The organism is Stutzerimonas sp. C6.4V (assembly GCF_058536345.1).
On sequence record NZ_JBZUBM010000001.1, the window covers coordinates 2,888,690 to 2,904,024 of the forward strand.

The following is a 15,335-nucleotide window of genomic DNA, read 5'->3' on the forward strand; positions in this document are numbered from 1 at the left end:
CTCGAACCCGTCCGACGAATGGCCGCTTCGCTTGTTTTCATGCAAACGACAGATCACTGGCGCCACAGCGTATTACCTACCGTATAAATTAATGCGAAAACGTATTGACCGATTCAATACGTTTCCGTATTGTTCACCCCATCGAAGCGCAACAAGCTTCCAGGCCCCGAAACGGGCCTCGGGTGAATCCCCGGAAACTCTTTAAGAACTTGCCGCAACACAAACCGCATTGCCTCGACGGCGACCGGCGCACTGGAAAAGCCATTGAGGGGCTGGAACAGGCGAGGTGCTGACCGAACCGAGCGAATGACCCGAACGGGCAGTGCGGCGTAATGCAAGTTTTCACTGGCTGGCCTTGGCGACAGGGCCAGACGGGAAGACAACCGGAGAACGGAAATGAACGCACATCACAGGCTGGCCGTAGAGATGGCCGAAAAGGACATTGCCGGGCTGGCAACCGCAGAAACCGACCGCGACCTCCTGCGAATGGCGTCGCACACGTCTGGATTCATCATCGCCCTGCATGTGGCGCACATCATCAGCGCAGAGCATCAGCAAGTGCTGCGCGACAGGCTACACGCCGCCTGGGCAGCTCGCGCTGATGAGCTGGCAGGTTAACCGCCCCACCAGCACACAGGAGCACAGGCGATGCTAACCACCCCAGACGCCCTGATCCTCTGCGGCGCCCTAGCAGCGCTGTACATGTGGGACTGGTGGAGAAGGAATTGGAAGGAGAAGGATGATGGAAGCGAAAGAGATTGAAGCAGGCGGGCCAGCGTTTCCGCTCCAAACGGCATGGAGTGAGGGCTGCGCCGAAAGGAATGGCATGACTCTACGCGATTACTTCGCAGCGAAGGCGATGCAAGGGTTGCTCGAAGGCGGCGGCGACTTCGAGAGGTTCAGCCATCTGGCAACCGACGCTTACGCCATCGCCGACGCAATGATCGAAGCCCGCACCAAGTAACAGGCGAGCGCAGCGCCCCTTCGGGATACCTGCGACAGGGATAAGCCGGTAGTGCCCTGATTGCGAAAAACACCGGCAGCCGTTGGCGGGACTCCACTACACCCCGTTGAGACGGCCGAATGGCTCACGTAACGAGCCTGCATCGGAGAGTGATCTGTAGAGCTGTAGCGCAGTGTTAACCAGCGACCCGGCCGTTCGCGACGGCGGTGATTGGTTGCGTAGGCGGCGATGAACGAATGGAGGACTGCAGGCCTCCTGACTAGTAATCGGCGTCGATGCTTAGCGCGCCTACCCGTGGAGGGTGGGAGGTCGCCCGTGTGGGCCAGTTCTACAGATCACTCCCCGATGCAGTGCGGCGTGGCAACCATAGACACGCAAACAGCAGAAATGCCGGAGCCAGGCGCACCGGGGAAGAAGTCGTCAGAGGGGTTGCCATGCGGGCCGAAAGGTCGGGAGCCCTCTTGCGGAGCCACCGCATTGTTAAGGCGCGCCGGAGTGATGCCCGGCCACTGCATCACCCTCCTACCCCAGCACCTACCGCAAAGCCTCTGCCTGTACCTCACTTGGTCCTGCGATACAGGACGGGGGCTTTGCAGTGGGTGTGCAGATAGATCGAAAGGACATGGAAATGAAAAAAGCCCAGATGACTACGTACAAACCTGCCGCGCACTTTTTCGAGCAGCTTGAAATCAGCCGAACAACTTGGTGGCGCTGGACCAAAACGCCGGGCTTCCCTCAGCCAATTCGCTTCGGCAAGTCTGTCCGCTGGCCGGTCGAGGAAGTTGAGCAATATCTCAAAAGCAACGCGGCCAATTCGTAACGCCCACCCCAGCCCGTCCGGGCGACCCGAGGTAACCCACATGAACGCACTAGCACGCGGCCAGCGGCGCCGAGAGTCGTCCCTGCCTGCTGATAGCACAACGCTTGAAGAAGCCATTCAGCGGCAGCTGGAGGAGCACGACGAAGCAACCGTCCAGGCCTTCCTCGACTACTGCGATGACCGGATAGACGAATTCCTCGAACACGAGGCCAACCGGCGCCGCGAACACGCCGAAGAGATCAAGCGGGAGGCAGCATGAAGACCGAAGACACCATTCGCGAGCACTTCAAGCACCTGCGTGGCGCCCGGTACGCTGCCACCGCGGACTACCACTGTAACGTCCTGTACGGCTACCTGCAGGCGTTGCGCGATACCGGACAGATCGATACGGCCCGCTATCTGCGGCTGCATCACGCGGTCACGAAGGCATGGACGCTCAAGACGAAATTCACCGTGAGGACTGCGGCATGAGCAAGGAAGTGAACTGGCAGGAAGAGTGCCTGAAGAAGGGCTTCGAGTACGTCCGCGAGCCTGACGACCACTACGTCATTGCAGCGCCCGCCGAGATGGTAGCCCTGCTGCGCGATCTGCTCGGCGTGGACGTGCGCACCAAGGACGGCGACAGCTACGGGGTCGCAGTCTGCGAACTGCAAGAGAACATTGACGGACTGGTGAACACGCTGCACACGCAGCATGACCGAATCGAAGCCCTTCTCGCTGAGCAGGATCGGCTGCGGGATGTGCTGGAGTGGTATTCAAAGCAAGCGGCAGGTTGTCGAAAATTGGGATCCGTAGGCGAATCGTCTCGTCAAGCGTTGGACCGTGATGGCGGGGCTAAAGCTCGCGCCGCCCTGCAAGGAGAGCAGCCATGAAGACTCACTATTACCCTCCATTTCTCGCTGGGGACGAGGAAGCCGAGCGCGGCCCTTGCGGCGTATGGCTAGGTGAGACCAGCAAGTTAAGCGGTGACTGGCGTGCCGTCGACTGCGCGCGCTGCCTCAAGAAAAGGCTGGAGATCACATCCAGCAGCGAAGCCGAAGAGCGCGCCATCGTTGAGCAGATGGGCGGCATGGCGGATTTCATGCGCGCCCAGCAGGGAGAAAAGCCATGAACGCCACTACCGCGCCAGTAACCAGCCTCATTGATGAGCAGGTGGCTGAGATAGCCCAGCGCTTCACCCTGCTCTCCGCGCCCGGCCAGTCGTTGTGCAAGGCGCTAGGCCTGCCACCTGAAACACGCCTGATCGACTCAGGCATCTGCTCGCCCATGACCATCAAGCGCGGTCGCCGGGTGCTGGAGGTGCGGAATGACTAGCTCATACCAACGCGCCAAGCGCATCTGGTTCTGGAAATTCTACGCATCAGGCCTGGTAGTGTTCTCGCTGCTGGTTGTGCTGAGCGGACTTGCAGGGATGGTGACGGAATGAGCATGGAGGATCGCAGGAAGGCAATGAGTGAACTGGCTGCGCGCATAAATGCAGGGCGCAAGCCGAAGTTTGGAGACCGGATGTGCAATCTATGGGCAGGCGACCCGAACCCGAACAAGTTCGGATTATTCGTGAGACAGCGGCGCGCTACTGGCCGAATGAACCCCGGCCTCTGGTTCGAGCTAACTGATGGCAAAGGCAAGTTCTGGGAAACGAACGGCGAGGCGACTGTATTCGCTGAGCATCTGACAGGTGACGAGGTGCTGCCATGACCACCGCCTCCCTCCCCTACGACCCCACCCCCTACGACACACAGACAGGCCACAGCTATGCGGCTGGATGGTCTGCGCTGTCTGGCTTCGCCGTCCTGTCTGGCCTGCTGATAACGGCGGGCTTCCAGTGGGCGGCCATGAATCACTTTTTCGGATAAACCAACCTACTGACAGGCTGCGCGATGCGGCCGAGGAGATCCTGTGTCCAGCAAATTGCAGATTTGGGACGCGGTTCAGAAGACCGACCCCAAGTTCACCAAGGAATACACCGGCCCGGGCGGCTTTACCGGTACCGCCGTAAACGCTCAATACCTTGCCAAGCGCGCGACCGAGACTTTCGGGCCATGCGGAACAGGATGGGGCTACGACGTGGTAGAGGAGCGATTCGACATTGGCGGGCCGCTCACCAACAAGGAAGGCACGGTGCTCGCCCACGCCCAAGTCCACACGCTCAAGGTGGCGCTCTGGTACATCGGCGACGACGGCGAGCGCAAGACGGTCATGCACTACGGGCACACCCCGTTCGTAACGCAGAACAAATTCGGTGTCACGACTGACTTCGAAGCCCCGAAAAAATCGCTAACCGATGCCATCGGCAAGTGCCTTAGCCAGCTCGGCTTCTCCGCAGATATCCGCATGGGCCTGTATGACGACATCCATTACGTCAACGAGATCGAAGCCGAGGCTGAAATCGAGCGAGCCGAGGACAAGATCGAGACGAAGGAGCGCCAGGCTGCGGAGTATCGCGAGTGGCTGGATAACAACCTGCGGCTGATCCAGACAGCGCAAACGCTGAACGAGCTGCAGAAGGTTTTCGCCTCAGCTATTCGGAAGCTGGACCTGCGCAAGGATGAAACCAACAAGCTCAAGTTCACCCGGGCGAAGGATGAACGCAAGTCGGCCCTATCCGCTCAGGAGGCGAAAGCATGACCGCCCTTTACGAAATCACCGGCCAGTTCAAGGAGCTGGCCCTGCTGCAGGAAGCGGCAGACGAGGACATGGCCGTTGCCATCCGCGACACGATGCAAGGCATTGAGGCGGAGTTTCAGGACAAGGCGCTGGCCGTCTCTCACGTCATCCTGAACTTCGATGCCGACGTTGCCGCGCTGGATAAGGAAATCGACCGGCTGCAGGAGCGAAAGCGCCTCCTCGCCAACCGCCAGCGCGAGATCAAGGAGTACCTGCGCGAGAACATGGAAGCGGCCGGCATGACGAAGATCAGCTGCCCGCTCTTCACCATCACCCTGGCCAAGGGCCGCGAATCGGTTGTTGTGGATGACGAGAACAGCATCCCGGACGACCTGATGCGCGTGAAGACCGAGATCGCGCCAGACAAGACTGCCATCGCCGCCAAGCTAAAGGCCGGCGAGGAAGTGCCCGGTGCGCGCCTGGAGCGCGGCCAATCATCCATCCGCATCAAGTAAGGAGCCAGAATGGCCAAGCTCAAATACGACGTAGTAGCCACCGTCGGCAAGTACGAGAAGAACGGCGAGACCAAGTACATCAGCCGGAAAGTCGGCGCGGTCATCCAGACCGACAAGGGTTTCCGCATGAAGATGGACGCCTTCTTCAACCCGGCCGGCTGCAAGGTCGACGAAGACGGCTCCATCTGGCTTGCCCTTTTTGAGCCGCGCGACGATCAGCAGCAAGGGCAGCCGCAGCAACAGCGTCAAGGCCAGCCACAACGCAGCCAGCAGGCGGCGCCTCCAGCCTATGAGGACGACGTGCCATTCGCCGACCCCTACCGCGGCGCCCGCTCGCTGCTGATCTGATCCACCCCGGGCGCCCCTCGGCGCCCTCCTCCCCGGACAAACACCATGCAAGACTACCGTTACGACCGCGTTAACTCGCTGGCCGCGCACGAGGCTGCGCGCCAGGAACTGGCTGCCCAGATGGATGAGTTCGTTCGCAAGGGCGGCCAGGTCCAATACCTCAGCAACCGCATAGGCGAGCCGCCAAAGGTCGGCATGTGGAACAACTCGCTGAACCCCGACGCTGAGGCAGCCAGCCGCCGTCGCGGTGCTCGCAAGGGCGCCGAAGCCCAGCGCCAGGCATCGCCACGCAAGGGAGGCACACCGCAGGCCCGCCGTAACAACGTGCTTCGGGAGGTGTGGGCATGAGGTTCGTTGATGTGCTGGACGCCATCCGCCACGCCGCCTACCGGGCCACGGAAACAGGCCAGCCATGGGGCGTCTACTCGCTTGATCGATACATCGCCGCGCCGCTCGGCCGGCTGAGCGCCGATAGCCTGCTGGAGGTCTGCCGCCCATGAAAGGATGCATCCCCCGCGCGCGCCTGGAGAAGGTCAGCCGCGCCATTCTCCGGCAGTTCCGGGTATCGGTCGTCAACATCGATCCCGAGGGCCGGCAAGGCCTGATCGACTGGAAGACCTGCAAGAACATCGCGCCGAGCCACCAGATAGGTGAGGCCGTCTGCAATATCTCCCACCGCTGGGTCATCTACATCGGCGCGTTCTGCCTCGATGGCCAGGGCCGGCGCTATATGAAGTCCACCGAGATAGCGCCGGACGGCATGTACAAGTCCGACAGCCTGGCCGAAGTGCTTGAGCACTGTTACCGCGAGCTGCTGGCCGGCTGCAACCCGAACCACAAGATCGGCTCAGGCTGGATCGCGGTGCCGGGCGGCAAGGGCTTGGACGAGGACCAAGCCTATCGCGTGTTCGATGCGTGCGGCGCCTGGCCTCAAAGGCGTGCCGCCGCATGACCGCCCCCGAAAAATACTGCCGCCGCTGCGATGAGTGGTGGCCCGCCGACACCGAGTTTTTCTTCAGGCACTCGAAGAGCAAGGACGGCCTCAGCTACAGCTGCAAGGCCTGCTTTTTCGACTCGCCGACCTACCGGACGCGCAAGGCTTTTACGGCAGCCGGTCGTATCTGCTCGCCGTGGGAATCCCTATTCAGACAAGACGAGGCCCGCGCATGACCGTCAGCCCGTTTAACCAGCTAACCCTACCCATCACGCTAACCGACCTCCTCGACGCCCGCGAAAAGGCCCTGAACCTGCACCTGCAGGCACGGCGCCTGAACGATATGGCCAAGACGCTGCTCGAGCAGCACGGCAGTTACCTGATGCCATGCGGCGGCCAGTTTCGGGAATGCGAGGATCGCACCCGGCACGAGCTGGACGCCAGCATGTGGCGCCGGGCGTTCGACCTGACCGGCTTTCGTCAGCTGATGGACGCCGACGCCGTCGCCGAGTTCGAGCGCAGCCTGTCGCCAGTGCCGCCAGCGTTCGTTGATGCAACCGTCCGGGCTACGTTTATCGACCTGCACCAACGCGCTGGCGAGATGTTCCGGCGCGGCGTCGTGAACGTTTTCCGCAGCCTGTCGGATAGCTACCGAACCAACGCCAACGAGCCGTTCAGGATCGGCCGCAAGATCGTGATGAGCTGGATCATCCAGCCGGGCTGGACGGGCGGCCTGCAGGTACGGCACGGCACCGGACAGGACAAGCTCAACGACATAGACCGCGTGATCAAGACCCTGGACGGCAAGCCCTTCCAGCCGCGCAGCTTCGAGTCTGCCATGAACGGCGCATTCAAGGCCGGCCAGGTGTTCGAGGACGCCTACTACAAGGCCAAGGCCTTCAAAAACGGCAACCTGCACCTCGAATTCTTGCGCCCCGACCTGCTGGACAAACTCAACGAACAGATCGCCGAGCACTACGCCGATGGGGCGCTAGGGCATGCGGCGTAGCAAGGAGCAGCACATGAGCGAAAAATTAGAGAGCGGGCTGGATGTGGTGACACGCTTCCTGCTAGGAGAATGCGAGCTGGACGGATACTGGTTCGGAGAGGATCACCCAAGCGGCCATAAATATTGGTGGCGTGACCATCTCCGCGCAGCCTTTTCCGACGCCGAGCGCGCCCTATCCGAACTCAACGCCGAAATCCAACGCCAGCGCGAGAAGCATCGGACTACTTGGACGCAGTTGGAGCGGGTGAAGGGGTTGCTGCGAGCCGTTTATCCGTACGCTCCGATATCAGAGAAGCTACGGATCGACGCCGCCCTATCCCAGCAGGCCGAGCCGGTAGAGCCAGCCCCTCTTGCTGGGCTTGGCGGAGCTAATTCAAATGACTAATCAACTGAAAGGCGCTTCTTCTGCGGAAAGAGCGAGGCTTGAAGCGACCCGCCAGTGCTGGAAAGACATGAAGCAGCGCTGCTTGAACCCTAAGAATAGAAGCTTCAAGAACTACGGTGCTCGTGGAATAACCGTATGTTCTGAGTGGCTAGAGTTTGATCGGTTCTTTTGGGACATGGGCCTCAAGCCAGACGGACTCACCCTCGAGCGCATTGATAATGACGGCAATTACGAGGCATCAAACTGCAAGTGGCTTGCTCGTCATGAGCAGCGTTTGAATCAGCGCAACTGCCGTTATGTCGAGCTAAATGGTGAGCGCGTGACCCTGAGGAAGGCGGCGCAAATTATCGGCATACGCGAAACGACTCTTCAGCATCGATTGGATTATCAAGGCATGAGTTTCGATGAGGCAATAAGCAAGCCGCTTAGGTGTCCCCGGTCTTCCGTGTTACGCACCGCCCCATCCTCAACACTCAGCCCCGCCCAACGAGGTGACGTATGAGCAAGGTATTAGTTGATCGGGAGCTGCTGGACAGGCTCATGGGTTGCTTAAAGGCAAGCTCTGTTCTTTACGAAGCAGCTCCGAAGGAAATGAGGGCTTTGCTTGACTCCCAGCAGGATGAACAAGCCCCGGCGCAGGATGAGCGGGAGGTACTGCCGTGCCCGTTTTGTGGAGGAGATGCTGTGACGAACAATCATGCGGATGACTGCTATTTCACCGTTCACGAAGCCGCTAGGGCCAGGGCAGCAGTTAGCGCGGACCTATCTCTTGTACCGGCAGTTCTGAAAGCCTGGAACCGCCGCGCCCAGCCCGCAGAGGCGGAAGGCGCTGTTCAATGCCCTGCATCGCACCCTGCAGAGTGCTATGCGCCAGGAACTCAGGTAGTTCACGCAAGCCTGGTGCATGGCATCGTTCGCCAGGCGGACCAGTACCATGCCGCCCTGTCAGCCGTGACCGCCGAGCGGGATAGGCTGCGGGAAGATCGAGACAGCCAACAGCGTGTGTGCATCGCCTCAATGGAGAAGGTCAGCCAGCTTCGCGCCGAGGTCGAGGGGATGCGGAAGGCATTCATGAGAATGCGCAATGTAGCGGCCGGTTACAGCAACTGCTGCGAATTTGATAGCGCAAATACACGTCGACTGGAACGTGAGTTTGAAGCCGCTGACGAGCTTTTCCGTTCGTCCGCCGCCATGGCTGCGAAGGAGGCGTGAATGAAACGCCAGACTGATCTGGAGTGGTTTCGCGAGTTAGTCAAAAAGAGCATGGATGACATGGACGCCATGATTGCTCAGGTCAAACGCCAGAACGATCAGCTCGACCAGCTACTAGCGCGGTCGGAAGCCATGATTGCCCGCATGGATGCGGCGCTGAAATCAGACGCCACCCCCTAACCCCCACCCAAACACACAGCCTGCCGGCGAGAGTCGGCGGGGAGGATTTGCACGTCATGAATATCTATCGATACCAGTTCGTCGCTGCCTGCCCGGCAAATGACGAGCAGATCGTCTACAGCCTCGAAATCCATAGCCGCGACAAGGTGTTGGTAGAGCACATCAAGACGGCCTGTGCGCTGCATAGGCGCGGCTATCACGAGGACATTGCGGACGATCTTTATCAGCGCTTCGGCGGACTGCAGATCATCAGCGCCAACCATCACGGCGTCGGCATTGAAAGCCGGAGGGGGAGTTGATGCGGATCTATTTGGCAGGGCCAATCAACGGCTGCACGGACGGCGAGTGCAACGACTGGCGCTCCGCGGTGAAAGCGCGATTCAGCGACACGCTAGACCCGATGCGCCGCGACTACCGAGGGGTTGAGGCAGCCGTTTATAGAGAGATCGTCGATCTCGACAAGCTGGATGTGGCCGCATGCGACGTGCTTCTCGCGGTGTGCCCTAAGCCAAGCGCAGGGACATCGATGGAAGTTCTGCTGGCGTGGCAGATGGGAAAGGTCGTGGCGGTGGTTGCGCCTGATCCCGTCAGTCCATGGCTCCGATATCACAGCACTCGCACATTCGGGCGACTGGACGAAGCAATCAACTGGCTGGAGACGCTGAATGATTCATTACCACGGGACCCCCGTAGGCGGTAACAGGCAGGACGGGGCGCGCTTCTTGGCGGGTCGGCATGCACTCGTTCCATTTCCTAGGCGGGATGACATGGGGATTGTTGCTGACGTGTGCCAGTCCTTCGTATTCGATAACGGCGCCTTCACGGTATGGAAGCAGGGCGGCCAGCTCGACGTCGAAGGCTATGTGCGATGGGTGGATGACTGGCATCGACACCCTGGTTTCGACTGGGCGCTGATCCCTGACGTGATCGACGGAGACGAAGCGGCAAATGACCGGCTTCTCGAAGAATGGCCAAGCCACCTGCCAGGCGTTCCTGTTTGGCACCTCCACGAATCAATCGAGCGGCTGCAGCGTCTGGCTGGAGAGTGGCGAACCGTAGCGTTTGGCAGCTCCGGCCAGTGGGCGAGCCCCGGCACCGACTCATGGTGGAAGCGTATCGGCGAAGCTATGAACGCCATCTGCGACGACCAGGGGCGGCCGGCTTGCCGGCTCCACGGGCTGCGAATGCTGGACCCTGCAATCTTCTCCAGCCTCCCCTTCGCATCGGCCGACTCAACTAACGCTGCAGTGAACGGCGGCAGCGTCGGCCGCTTCGGTATGTACGTCCCGCCCACGGCAGGCCAGCGCGCCGAGGTCATCGCATCCCGAATAGAAGCGCATAACAGCGCCGCCGTCTGGCAGCGCGAAACACAGCTTGAAATGGCGGTATAGCCGCCCGAGGAGATAGACATGCAGCACACAGACAAGGCGATAGCAGCCGGCGTAACGGTGAGGGGGTGAACATGAGCCTATGGCAATCATTCAAGCGCCTGCCAGAGCAGGATCAGAAGCGGCAGTTTGAAATCCTCGCCAGATCGGACATGCAGCGAATCCGCATGGAAGTGTGGATAGAGGAAGAAGGCGAGCGCACGAACGTGTGCGTGAAGAATGTACTCGGTAAGCGTTGCAGTTACTGCGGCTGCCGTGAATTGGAGAAGTGAGAGATGGCCAGATATCAGACGGTCAAGAAATTTGCAGAGGTGAGCGGCTACACTGAGCGCGCAATCCGGGGGAAGATGTCGGACGGAACGTGGCCGCTGGGCGAGGTCTGGATCCGCGCCCCCGATAACAAGCCGCTGATCAGCGTGGAAGGGTACGAAGCATGGGTGGAAAGCGGAATGGAGTCCGGCGCGCGTCGGCGACCAGCATTGAAATCAGTTTCATGTTCGAGGGGCAGCAGTGCCGCGAGCGTCTCCCGCTTGAGCCCAGCCCCGCTAACCTGAAGCGTGCCGAGAAGCACAAGGCGGCGATTGAACTCGCGATCTACCACGGCACCTTCGACTACGCGGCGACTTTCCCCAAGTCCAAGCGCGCTGTAAAGCTCGGCCATCAGACCGGGTTGATACCCCTCTCCGACTATCTCGACAAGTGGCTGGCCCGAAAGGAGGCGCATCTAAAGGCGTCCACCCTGGACGGCTACCGCAAGATCATCAGCGGCGTATTGGCGCCCAAGCTCGGGCATCTGCCGCTGGTGACGCTCACGCGCAAGATGGTCCGCGACGAACTGGCAACGATGCAGGCATCGAACAAGCGGCTGGCCAACGTGCAAAGCTGCCTGCGGTCGGCACTGAACGATGCGGTAGACGATGAGCTGATCGAGGCAAACCCGCTGGCCGGCTGGACTTACTCAGTGAAGGGTAAGCCCAAGGCGGAAGACGAGATCGATCCGTTTACGAAGGAGGAACAGGCGGCGATCCTGGCGGCAGCGACCGGGCAGTACCGGAACCTTCTGCAGTTCGCGTTCTGGACCGGGCTTCGCACATCGGAGATCGTGGCGCTGGAATGGGGGGATATTGATTGGCTACGGGGGGAGGCGCGGATCTCGCGAGGGCTGACCAAGGCGGCCAAGGAAGCGGAGCTGCCGAAGACGGCGGCGGGATTGCGGGACGTTAAGCTATTGCCGATGGCGCTGGCGGCGCTGGAAGAGCAGAAAGCGCATACCTATATAGTAGGCGGGCCGGTTTTCCATGATCCGCGCTACGGCAAGCCCTTCGATGGCGATCAGGCCATTCGTAAATCGTTCTGGATTCCGACCATTCGCAAGGCGAAGGTCCGCTACCGGAACCCGTACCAGACCCGGCACACGTACGCATCGATGATGCTGTCAGCCGGTGAGCACCCAATGTGGGTAGCAAAACAGATGGGCCACAGTAGCTGGGTGATGATCGCCCGCGTCTATGGCCGTTACATTCCGAACGATGGCGACACGTCCGGCAGCAAGGCGGCGGAATTGTTCGGGACGCCGGTTCAAATCCCTAATGAGGAGTCAGCATGAGCGAACTACTCGGATCGGCCAAGCAGGTAGCCTGGGCTGAGTCGATTATCAAGGATGCACAGGCAAGTATTTTGAAGGCAGCCAAGGAAGCGCCATCATTCAAGAAGGCATGTCTTGCCCTTTCGAGCGCCCTTGATGAAGTAACGGACGCGGCATGGATCATATCCAACCGGAATAATCTTGGCCTAAGCGTCGGCACCGTCTATGGCACGGGCGAGCCAACGGTCGGCCCTATGGGCATTCGAGATCATCAGCTGCTTAGGAATGAGCACTGGCGGAACCCGGCACTGAGAAAGGGCAGATCATCTGTGTCAAATCAGACAGCAGAATCAATCAAGCAGCTTTTTATTGATGCTCAGCGTGGGCAACTAGCCAAAGCAGGCAGAGAGCCGGGCAAGTTTGAAGCAATACAGTCCGAGGTGACAGCATGAGCAATCAGATGGTAAGCGTGCCGCTGGAGCTGCTGAAGCGCCTTCATCTATCGCACTACCACACGCTTTCGCATGACGAAAAGCTGGCGGTCAGTGCGTCGCAGGCCATGGATGCCGCGCTGGTAGACCTCTATGAGCTGATGGCGATGGCGATGCCTGAAAGTGACCCGCATAAACCGTACTCAAAACTGCGTTTCAGCAACATTTCAGCAACCACTTAGCCGCAGCCCAGCAAATACGGCAATAGGACGGGGGTTCAAATCCCCCCGGCTCCACCAATTCAACACTGAAACCCGTCTAGAACGCGGGTTTCAGACCAGATTTGATGGCATTGGATTACTCACAGTCCGTCTGTGAATCCAAAAGGTATGCCATCATGTCCAAGCGCCAAAGCAGAACAGGTGTTCCGCACCTTGTCTATCAAGCCAAAACTGGCTTCCAGTATTACCTCACCTTTCCGAAGCATTTCGCGGCCAACCCCAAGCTGCCCGCGCAAATCCGCTGGGCGCTTAGTCACGACGAAGCCCTTGCCCGCGATCTAGCCAAGTACTTGAACGCGTCTTTCGAGCAGTTTCTTGCGAAAGCAACGGAGCACTACGTCGAGCTGTTTTCAGACCGACTATTGGTTGACCTCCAAAGGTTTCACCTTGAGGTGGCGGAGGCTCTCAAGTTTGCTGACCGCGTCTGGAAGGTTCGTCCCTCGCCAATGGCACTCGCCAATCAAGACCTCACGGCCGCACATGCGCGGATGATGGAAGAGAGCGCTGAACGTGTTGTGCTCTATAGCCACGAGCCAGGGGGCGAAATCTTCTTTGCACTTACACCGACGCCCGCGCTGGTGAAAGCACTTGGAGTCGGGTTCGTACGCTTTGACTGGCCGCTCGGAACCAGCAATCACAACGTCGCCAGCGACGCTGCCCGGTACATTTACTCTGCCCTTGATGTGCTTGAAACAGTCCCGCCATCTCTAGGACGCTATTCGAAAGAATCCCCTGCGTCTGCAGCGATGACGCTTTATGAGTACCTGTGCCATGCCCGCCCAGACCAGGGCCGGAATCTCATGCACATCCCCCCAGCACTACCTCAGTCTCGGCAAGCGTTGCATTTCCATCTTCAGCAAGCCAACGCGCTGCATCTAAAGCTCCGCATCATTGATCGAGCGCTCTTGGTGCAGGAGGGATCGGGGCTTTATGTGATGCTTATCGAACTCGATCCGCTGTGCATGAAAGCGCATCTGAGAGAAAAGAAAAGCTTTCGGGTTGAGCTGCTCACTAGCTCCATCATCATTGCGGTCCTCATGCTGACGTATACGCTGCAGAAGGTTGATAAGGTGCTGTTGCGTTACTTTCAGGAAGACGATCACCAAGATCCTTACGCCCAAGCCATGCAGGAAATCGGTGACCTGGTTCGGCGGATGTTGGGTTCTGCTGCAACCGCCGAGCCTATGCAGACGATTCCGGAGCTGAACTCGCCGACAGATGCTGTGGCACCGCCACAGGATCCAGGCACGCTCGCGTTGCTGAATGCGCTCGGGAGCGTTCTGCCCGACGCGCAGAAAGCCAAGCTTGAAACCCTCTTTACGCAACCCTCCGTCAACGATCGCATTGTCTCGCCGGCGCGTGGTTCAAACGCAGGGTTGAGCCTCGCAGCTTTGGTAAAGGAATACGAAGAACGGCAAATTCGTGAAGGCGCCTGGGCTAACCCGCGGACTCGCATTACCGCAAAGGCCCGCCTGGAAGGCCTGTGCGAGCTGCTTGGCGGGCACCGGCAAGTCGAGACGCTGACTCGCGCTGAATTCAACACGCTACGCGATCATCTGCGTAGCTATCCGAAGAACCGGCATCGCCTCCGTGCCACGCGTAACCAGCCGCTAAGTAAGATCATTAGCGACGGTAAGTTCGAGCCAATCAACCCTCGCACTGCGAAGAAGTTTTTCGAATTGGCGAGGGCGCTTGTCACCTACGCCCATGATCAAGGTTACATCACCGAAAACATCGCGGCCGGATTGGCATTCAGCACCAAAGGTGCCGAGGCCCCGAGGAAGCGCACCTATAGCCCAAGCCAGATCGAGAAACTTCTTCACGGCCCGGCCTACACGCTGACCCAGCCGCCTCGCTGGCGTCTGGACGACTACAAGTTTTGGTTGCCGCTGCTTGGCCTCTATACCGGCGCGAGGCTCAGCGAGCTGTGCCAGCTACGGCTCGAAGACATTCGGCAGGAGCTCGGCGTTTGGATCATCAGCATCAATCGGACTGGGTCGAAGCAGCTCAAAACGTCCGACTCTGAACGGCTAGTGCCCATACATAAACAGCTGATCGAAACAGGCTTCCTTGAGTATCACCAAGCGCGCTTGGACATAGTAGAGCACGATGTAAAAGCTCCCCTTTTCGAAAATATCCGTGTCTACGGTGATCTTTCTCCTGGGCACGTTGCGAGTCGTTGGTACCTGGGCTCAAGCCAGAGCAGTCATGGCTACTTGGGGCTCTGCGGCCTCGGAGAGGAGGGCCTGACGTATCACGGCCTACGGCACACCTTTATCAACCAATTCCGCCGACAGAACCTCGACCTCGCGAAAGCCAAAGCGTTAGTGGGTCACTCGGATAAAAGCACCACCGGTGGGTACGGCGACTGCTACCCATCAGACGTGCTCAAGAATGAGCTCGACAAAATTGACTTCGGGTTGGGCCTGGGACACATCCATTACCGGCACTATCAAGAGTTACGAGAACGACAGGGCATTTTCAATGTTGGTCGCCCCGTTGGCACCCCGTTCCCCAGCGTGCGGGTTGTTAAGCGGCATTGGAAAACGTACGCATAACGTCTAGCTAGCAGAGGTGGGAGCCCCGCTCCCTACCTTTTGCTCATCCTTCGATTATTGACAACTTGTCAATAAAAGCTATCGATCAATAATTCCTAATAGATTATGTTGACTGTTT

The 15,335-nt window shown here is 59.4% G+C and carries 30 protein-coding genes; all 30 read left to right on the top strand.

Translation table 11 applies throughout. From position 1 onward, the window contains the following. Window positions 1-396 precede the first annotated feature (396 nt). The 30 genes from AC4LFW_RS13560 to AC4LFW_RS13705 all read left to right on the top strand — a co-directional run bounded on the left by AC4LFW_RS13560 (window position 397) and on the right by AC4LFW_RS13705 (window position 15,217). Window positions 397-618, top strand: a complete 222-nt coding sequence (locus AC4LFW_RS13560; RefSeq protein ID WP_491819629.1) for a hypothetical protein — start codon at window positions 397-399, stop codon at window positions 616-618. Window positions 619-742: 124 nt separating this feature from the next. After that, window positions 743-964, top strand: coding sequence for a hypothetical protein (locus AC4LFW_RS13565; protein WP_491819631.1), 222 nt, complete (start codon window positions 743-745; stop codon window positions 962-964). Between the two features lie 628 nt (window positions 965-1,592). Further along, window positions 1,593-1,784, top strand: coding sequence for a helix-turn-helix transcriptional regulator (locus AC4LFW_RS13570; RefSeq protein WP_491819633.1), 192 nt, complete (start codon window positions 1,593-1,595; stop codon window positions 1,782-1,784). Window positions 1,785-1,824: 40 nt separating this feature from the next. After that, on the top strand, window positions 1,825-2,043 hold the full coding sequence (locus AC4LFW_RS13575) for a hypothetical protein (protein ID WP_491819634.1): 219 nt from the start codon (window positions 1,825-1,827) through the stop codon (window positions 2,041-2,043). After that, window positions 2,040-2,255, top strand: coding sequence for a hypothetical protein (locus AC4LFW_RS13580; protein ID WP_491819635.1), 216 nt, complete (start codon window positions 2,040-2,042; stop codon window positions 2,253-2,255). Before AC4LFW_RS13575 ends, AC4LFW_RS13580 begins: the two co-directional genes overlap by 4 nt. Further along, complete coding sequence (locus AC4LFW_RS13585) at window positions 2,252-2,656, top strand: hypothetical protein (RefSeq protein ID WP_491819636.1); 405 nt, start codon at window positions 2,252-2,254, stop codon at window positions 2,654-2,656. The genes AC4LFW_RS13580 and AC4LFW_RS13585 overlap by 4 nt, the downstream gene beginning before the upstream one ends. Continuing rightward, complete coding sequence (locus tag AC4LFW_RS13590) at window positions 2,653-2,895, top strand: hypothetical protein (RefSeq protein ID WP_491819637.1); 243 nt, start codon at window positions 2,653-2,655, stop codon at window positions 2,893-2,895. Before AC4LFW_RS13585 ends, AC4LFW_RS13590 begins: the two co-directional genes overlap by 4 nt. Beyond that, entirely contained in the window at window positions 2,892-3,098 is a 207-nt protein-coding gene (locus AC4LFW_RS13595; RefSeq protein WP_491819638.1) for a hypothetical protein, read from the top strand. The genes AC4LFW_RS13590 and AC4LFW_RS13595 overlap by 4 nt, the downstream gene beginning before the upstream one ends. 135 nt (window positions 3,099-3,233) lie before the next feature. Beyond that, window positions 3,234-3,482, top strand: coding sequence for a hypothetical protein (locus AC4LFW_RS13600; protein ID WP_491819639.1), 249 nt, complete (start codon window positions 3,234-3,236; stop codon window positions 3,480-3,482). Then, entirely contained in the window at window positions 3,479-3,640 is a 162-nt protein-coding gene (locus tag AC4LFW_RS13605) for a hypothetical protein (RefSeq protein ID WP_491819640.1), read from the top strand. Before AC4LFW_RS13600 ends, AC4LFW_RS13605 begins: the two co-directional genes overlap by 4 nt. A gap of 43 nt (window positions 3,641-3,683) precedes the next feature. Beyond that, the gene (locus AC4LFW_RS13610; RefSeq protein WP_491819641.1) at window positions 3,684-4,412 is read left to right on the top strand and encodes a hypothetical protein; all 729 of its coding nucleotides are present in this window, start codon (window positions 3,684-3,686) and stop codon (window positions 4,410-4,412) included. After that, window positions 4,409-4,906: a siphovirus Gp157 family protein gene (locus AC4LFW_RS13615; RefSeq protein ID WP_491819643.1), complete on the top strand. Its 498-nt coding sequence runs from the start codon at window positions 4,409-4,411 to the stop codon at window positions 4,904-4,906. The genes AC4LFW_RS13610 and AC4LFW_RS13615 overlap by 4 nt, the downstream gene beginning before the upstream one ends. Before the next feature lie 9 nt (window positions 4,907-4,915). After that, window positions 4,916-5,254: a hypothetical protein gene (locus AC4LFW_RS13620; RefSeq protein ID WP_491819645.1), complete on the top strand. Its 339-nt coding sequence runs from the start codon at window positions 4,916-4,918 to the stop codon at window positions 5,252-5,254. Between the two features lie 45 nt (window positions 5,255-5,299). Beyond that, the gene (locus AC4LFW_RS13625) at window positions 5,300-5,602 is read left to right on the top strand and encodes a hypothetical protein (RefSeq protein ID WP_491819647.1); all 303 of its coding nucleotides are present in this window, start codon (window positions 5,300-5,302) and stop codon (window positions 5,600-5,602) included. Next, window positions 5,599-5,754 carry a hypothetical protein gene (locus AC4LFW_RS13630; protein WP_491819648.1) on the top strand — a complete coding sequence of 52 codons (156 nt, stop codon included), beginning with the start codon at window positions 5,599-5,601 and terminating at the stop codon, window positions 5,752-5,754. Before AC4LFW_RS13625 ends, AC4LFW_RS13630 begins: the two co-directional genes overlap by 4 nt. Then, on the top strand, window positions 5,751-6,206 hold the full coding sequence (locus tag AC4LFW_RS13635) for a hypothetical protein (protein ID WP_491819649.1): 456 nt from the start codon (window positions 5,751-5,753) through the stop codon (window positions 6,204-6,206). The genes AC4LFW_RS13630 and AC4LFW_RS13635 overlap by 4 nt, the downstream gene beginning before the upstream one ends. Next, window positions 6,203-6,424, top strand: a complete 222-nt coding sequence (locus AC4LFW_RS13640) for a hypothetical protein (RefSeq protein ID WP_491819651.1) — start codon at window positions 6,203-6,205, stop codon at window positions 6,422-6,424. Before AC4LFW_RS13635 ends, AC4LFW_RS13640 begins: the two co-directional genes overlap by 4 nt. Further along, complete coding sequence (locus AC4LFW_RS13645) at window positions 6,421-7,197, top strand: DUF4942 domain-containing protein (RefSeq protein WP_491819652.1); 777 nt, start codon at window positions 6,421-6,423, stop codon at window positions 7,195-7,197. The genes AC4LFW_RS13640 and AC4LFW_RS13645 overlap by 4 nt, the downstream gene beginning before the upstream one ends. 13 nt (window positions 7,198-7,210) lie before the next feature. After that, window positions 7,211-7,582, top strand: coding sequence for a hypothetical protein (locus AC4LFW_RS13650; RefSeq protein ID WP_491819653.1), 372 nt, complete (start codon window positions 7,211-7,213; stop codon window positions 7,580-7,582). Next, complete coding sequence (locus AC4LFW_RS13655) at window positions 7,575-8,084, top strand: hypothetical protein (RefSeq protein ID WP_491819654.1); 510 nt, start codon at window positions 7,575-7,577, stop codon at window positions 8,082-8,084. The genes AC4LFW_RS13650 and AC4LFW_RS13655 overlap by 8 nt, the downstream gene beginning before the upstream one ends. After that, window positions 8,081-8,794, top strand: a complete 714-nt coding sequence (locus AC4LFW_RS13660) for a hypothetical protein (protein WP_491819655.1) — start codon at window positions 8,081-8,083, stop codon at window positions 8,792-8,794. The genes AC4LFW_RS13655 and AC4LFW_RS13660 overlap by 4 nt, the downstream gene beginning before the upstream one ends. Further along, window positions 8,795-8,974 carry a hypothetical protein gene (locus AC4LFW_RS13665; protein WP_491819656.1) on the top strand — a complete coding sequence of 60 codons (180 nt, stop codon included), beginning with the start codon at window positions 8,795-8,797 and terminating at the stop codon, window positions 8,972-8,974. Between the two features lie 56 nt (window positions 8,975-9,030). Then, entirely contained in the window at window positions 9,031-9,273 is a 243-nt protein-coding gene (locus AC4LFW_RS13670; RefSeq protein ID WP_491819657.1) for a hypothetical protein, read from the top strand. Next, the gene (locus AC4LFW_RS13675) at window positions 9,273-9,674 is read left to right on the top strand and encodes a nucleoside 2-deoxyribosyltransferase (RefSeq protein WP_491819658.1); all 402 of its coding nucleotides are present in this window, start codon (window positions 9,273-9,275) and stop codon (window positions 9,672-9,674) included. The genes AC4LFW_RS13670 and AC4LFW_RS13675 overlap by 1 nt, the downstream gene beginning before the upstream one ends. 67 nt (window positions 9,675-9,741) lie before the next feature. Further along, window positions 9,742-10,365, top strand: coding sequence for a hypothetical protein (locus tag AC4LFW_RS13680; protein WP_491819659.1), 624 nt, complete (start codon window positions 9,742-9,744; stop codon window positions 10,363-10,365). Window positions 10,366-10,436: 71 nt separating this feature from the next. Then, window positions 10,437-10,634, top strand: a complete 198-nt coding sequence (locus AC4LFW_RS13685) for a hypothetical protein (RefSeq protein ID WP_491819660.1) — start codon at window positions 10,437-10,439, stop codon at window positions 10,632-10,634. Between the two features lie 161 nt (window positions 10,635-10,795). Continuing rightward, on the top strand, window positions 10,796-11,968 hold the full coding sequence (locus tag AC4LFW_RS13690) for an Arm DNA-binding domain-containing protein (protein WP_491819661.1): 1,173 nt from the start codon (window positions 10,796-10,798) through the stop codon (window positions 11,966-11,968). Then, on the top strand, window positions 11,965-12,399 hold the full coding sequence (locus AC4LFW_RS13695) for a hypothetical protein (RefSeq protein WP_491819662.1): 435 nt from the start codon (window positions 11,965-11,967) through the stop codon (window positions 12,397-12,399). The genes AC4LFW_RS13690 and AC4LFW_RS13695 overlap by 4 nt, the downstream gene beginning before the upstream one ends. Beyond that, window positions 12,396-12,620 carry a hypothetical protein gene (locus AC4LFW_RS13700; protein WP_491819663.1) on the top strand — a complete coding sequence of 75 codons (225 nt, stop codon included), beginning with the start codon at window positions 12,396-12,398 and terminating at the stop codon, window positions 12,618-12,620. Before AC4LFW_RS13695 ends, AC4LFW_RS13700 begins: the two co-directional genes overlap by 4 nt. A gap of 155 nt (window positions 12,621-12,775) precedes the next feature. Continuing rightward, window positions 12,776-15,217 carry a site-specific integrase gene (locus AC4LFW_RS13705; protein WP_491819664.1) on the top strand — a complete coding sequence of 814 codons (2,442 nt, stop codon included), beginning with the start codon at window positions 12,776-12,778 and terminating at the stop codon, window positions 15,215-15,217. Window positions 15,218-15,335: the final 118 nt, after the last annotated feature.

Coding starts and splice junctions, on each gene's coding strand:
- AC4LFW_RS13560 (WP_491819629.1), top strand. CDS start 397: ATGAACGCACATCACAGGCTGGCCGTAGAGATGGCCGAAAAGGACATT.
- AC4LFW_RS13565 (WP_491819631.1), top strand. CDS start 743: ATGGAAGCGAAAGAGATTGAAGCAGGCGGGCCAGCGTTTCCGCTCCAA.
- AC4LFW_RS13570 (WP_491819633.1), top strand. CDS start 1,593: ATGAAAAAAGCCCAGATGACTACGTACAAACCTGCCGCGCACTTTTTC.
- AC4LFW_RS13575 (WP_491819634.1), top strand. CDS start 1,825: ATGAACGCACTAGCACGCGGCCAGCGGCGCCGAGAGTCGTCCCTGCCT.
- AC4LFW_RS13580 (WP_491819635.1), top strand. CDS start 2,040: ATGAAGACCGAAGACACCATTCGCGAGCACTTCAAGCACCTGCGTGGC.
- AC4LFW_RS13585 (WP_491819636.1), top strand. CDS start 2,252: ATGAGCAAGGAAGTGAACTGGCAGGAAGAGTGCCTGAAGAAGGGCTTC.
- AC4LFW_RS13590 (WP_491819637.1), top strand. CDS start 2,653: ATGAAGACTCACTATTACCCTCCATTTCTCGCTGGGGACGAGGAAGCC.
- AC4LFW_RS13595 (WP_491819638.1), top strand. CDS start 2,892: ATGAACGCCACTACCGCGCCAGTAACCAGCCTCATTGATGAGCAGGTG.
- AC4LFW_RS13600 (WP_491819639.1), top strand. CDS start 3,234: ATGAGTGAACTGGCTGCGCGCATAAATGCAGGGCGCAAGCCGAAGTTT.
- AC4LFW_RS13605 (WP_491819640.1), top strand. CDS start 3,479: ATGACCACCGCCTCCCTCCCCTACGACCCCACCCCCTACGACACACAG.
- AC4LFW_RS13615 (WP_491819643.1), top strand. CDS start 4,409: ATGACCGCCCTTTACGAAATCACCGGCCAGTTCAAGGAGCTGGCCCTG.
- AC4LFW_RS13620 (WP_491819645.1), top strand. CDS start 4,916: ATGGCCAAGCTCAAATACGACGTAGTAGCCACCGTCGGCAAGTACGAG.
- AC4LFW_RS13625 (WP_491819647.1), top strand. CDS start 5,300: ATGCAAGACTACCGTTACGACCGCGTTAACTCGCTGGCCGCGCACGAG.
- AC4LFW_RS13630 (WP_491819648.1), top strand. CDS start 5,599: ATGAGGTTCGTTGATGTGCTGGACGCCATCCGCCACGCCGCCTACCGG.
- AC4LFW_RS13635 (WP_491819649.1), top strand. CDS start 5,751: ATGAAAGGATGCATCCCCCGCGCGCGCCTGGAGAAGGTCAGCCGCGCC.
- AC4LFW_RS13640 (WP_491819651.1), top strand. CDS start 6,203: ATGACCGCCCCCGAAAAATACTGCCGCCGCTGCGATGAGTGGTGGCCC.
- AC4LFW_RS13645 (WP_491819652.1), top strand. CDS start 6,421: ATGACCGTCAGCCCGTTTAACCAGCTAACCCTACCCATCACGCTAACC.
- AC4LFW_RS13650 (WP_491819653.1), top strand. CDS start 7,211: ATGAGCGAAAAATTAGAGAGCGGGCTGGATGTGGTGACACGCTTCCTG.
- AC4LFW_RS13655 (WP_491819654.1), top strand. CDS start 7,575: ATGACTAATCAACTGAAAGGCGCTTCTTCTGCGGAAAGAGCGAGGCTT.
- AC4LFW_RS13660 (WP_491819655.1), top strand. CDS start 8,081: ATGAGCAAGGTATTAGTTGATCGGGAGCTGCTGGACAGGCTCATGGGT.
- AC4LFW_RS13665 (WP_491819656.1), top strand. CDS start 8,795: ATGAAACGCCAGACTGATCTGGAGTGGTTTCGCGAGTTAGTCAAAAAG.
- AC4LFW_RS13670 (WP_491819657.1), top strand. CDS start 9,031: ATGAATATCTATCGATACCAGTTCGTCGCTGCCTGCCCGGCAAATGAC.
- AC4LFW_RS13675 (WP_491819658.1), top strand. CDS start 9,273: ATGCGGATCTATTTGGCAGGGCCAATCAACGGCTGCACGGACGGCGAG.
- AC4LFW_RS13680 (WP_491819659.1), top strand. CDS start 9,742: ATGGGGATTGTTGCTGACGTGTGCCAGTCCTTCGTATTCGATAACGGC.
- AC4LFW_RS13685 (WP_491819660.1), top strand. CDS start 10,437: ATGAGCCTATGGCAATCATTCAAGCGCCTGCCAGAGCAGGATCAGAAG.
- AC4LFW_RS13690 (WP_491819661.1), top strand. CDS start 10,796: ATGGGTGGAAAGCGGAATGGAGTCCGGCGCGCGTCGGCGACCAGCATT.
- AC4LFW_RS13695 (WP_491819662.1), top strand. CDS start 11,965: ATGAGCGAACTACTCGGATCGGCCAAGCAGGTAGCCTGGGCTGAGTCG.
- AC4LFW_RS13700 (WP_491819663.1), top strand. CDS start 12,396: ATGAGCAATCAGATGGTAAGCGTGCCGCTGGAGCTGCTGAAGCGCCTT.
- AC4LFW_RS13705 (WP_491819664.1), top strand. CDS start 12,776: ATGTCCAAGCGCCAAAGCAGAACAGGTGTTCCGCACCTTGTCTATCAA.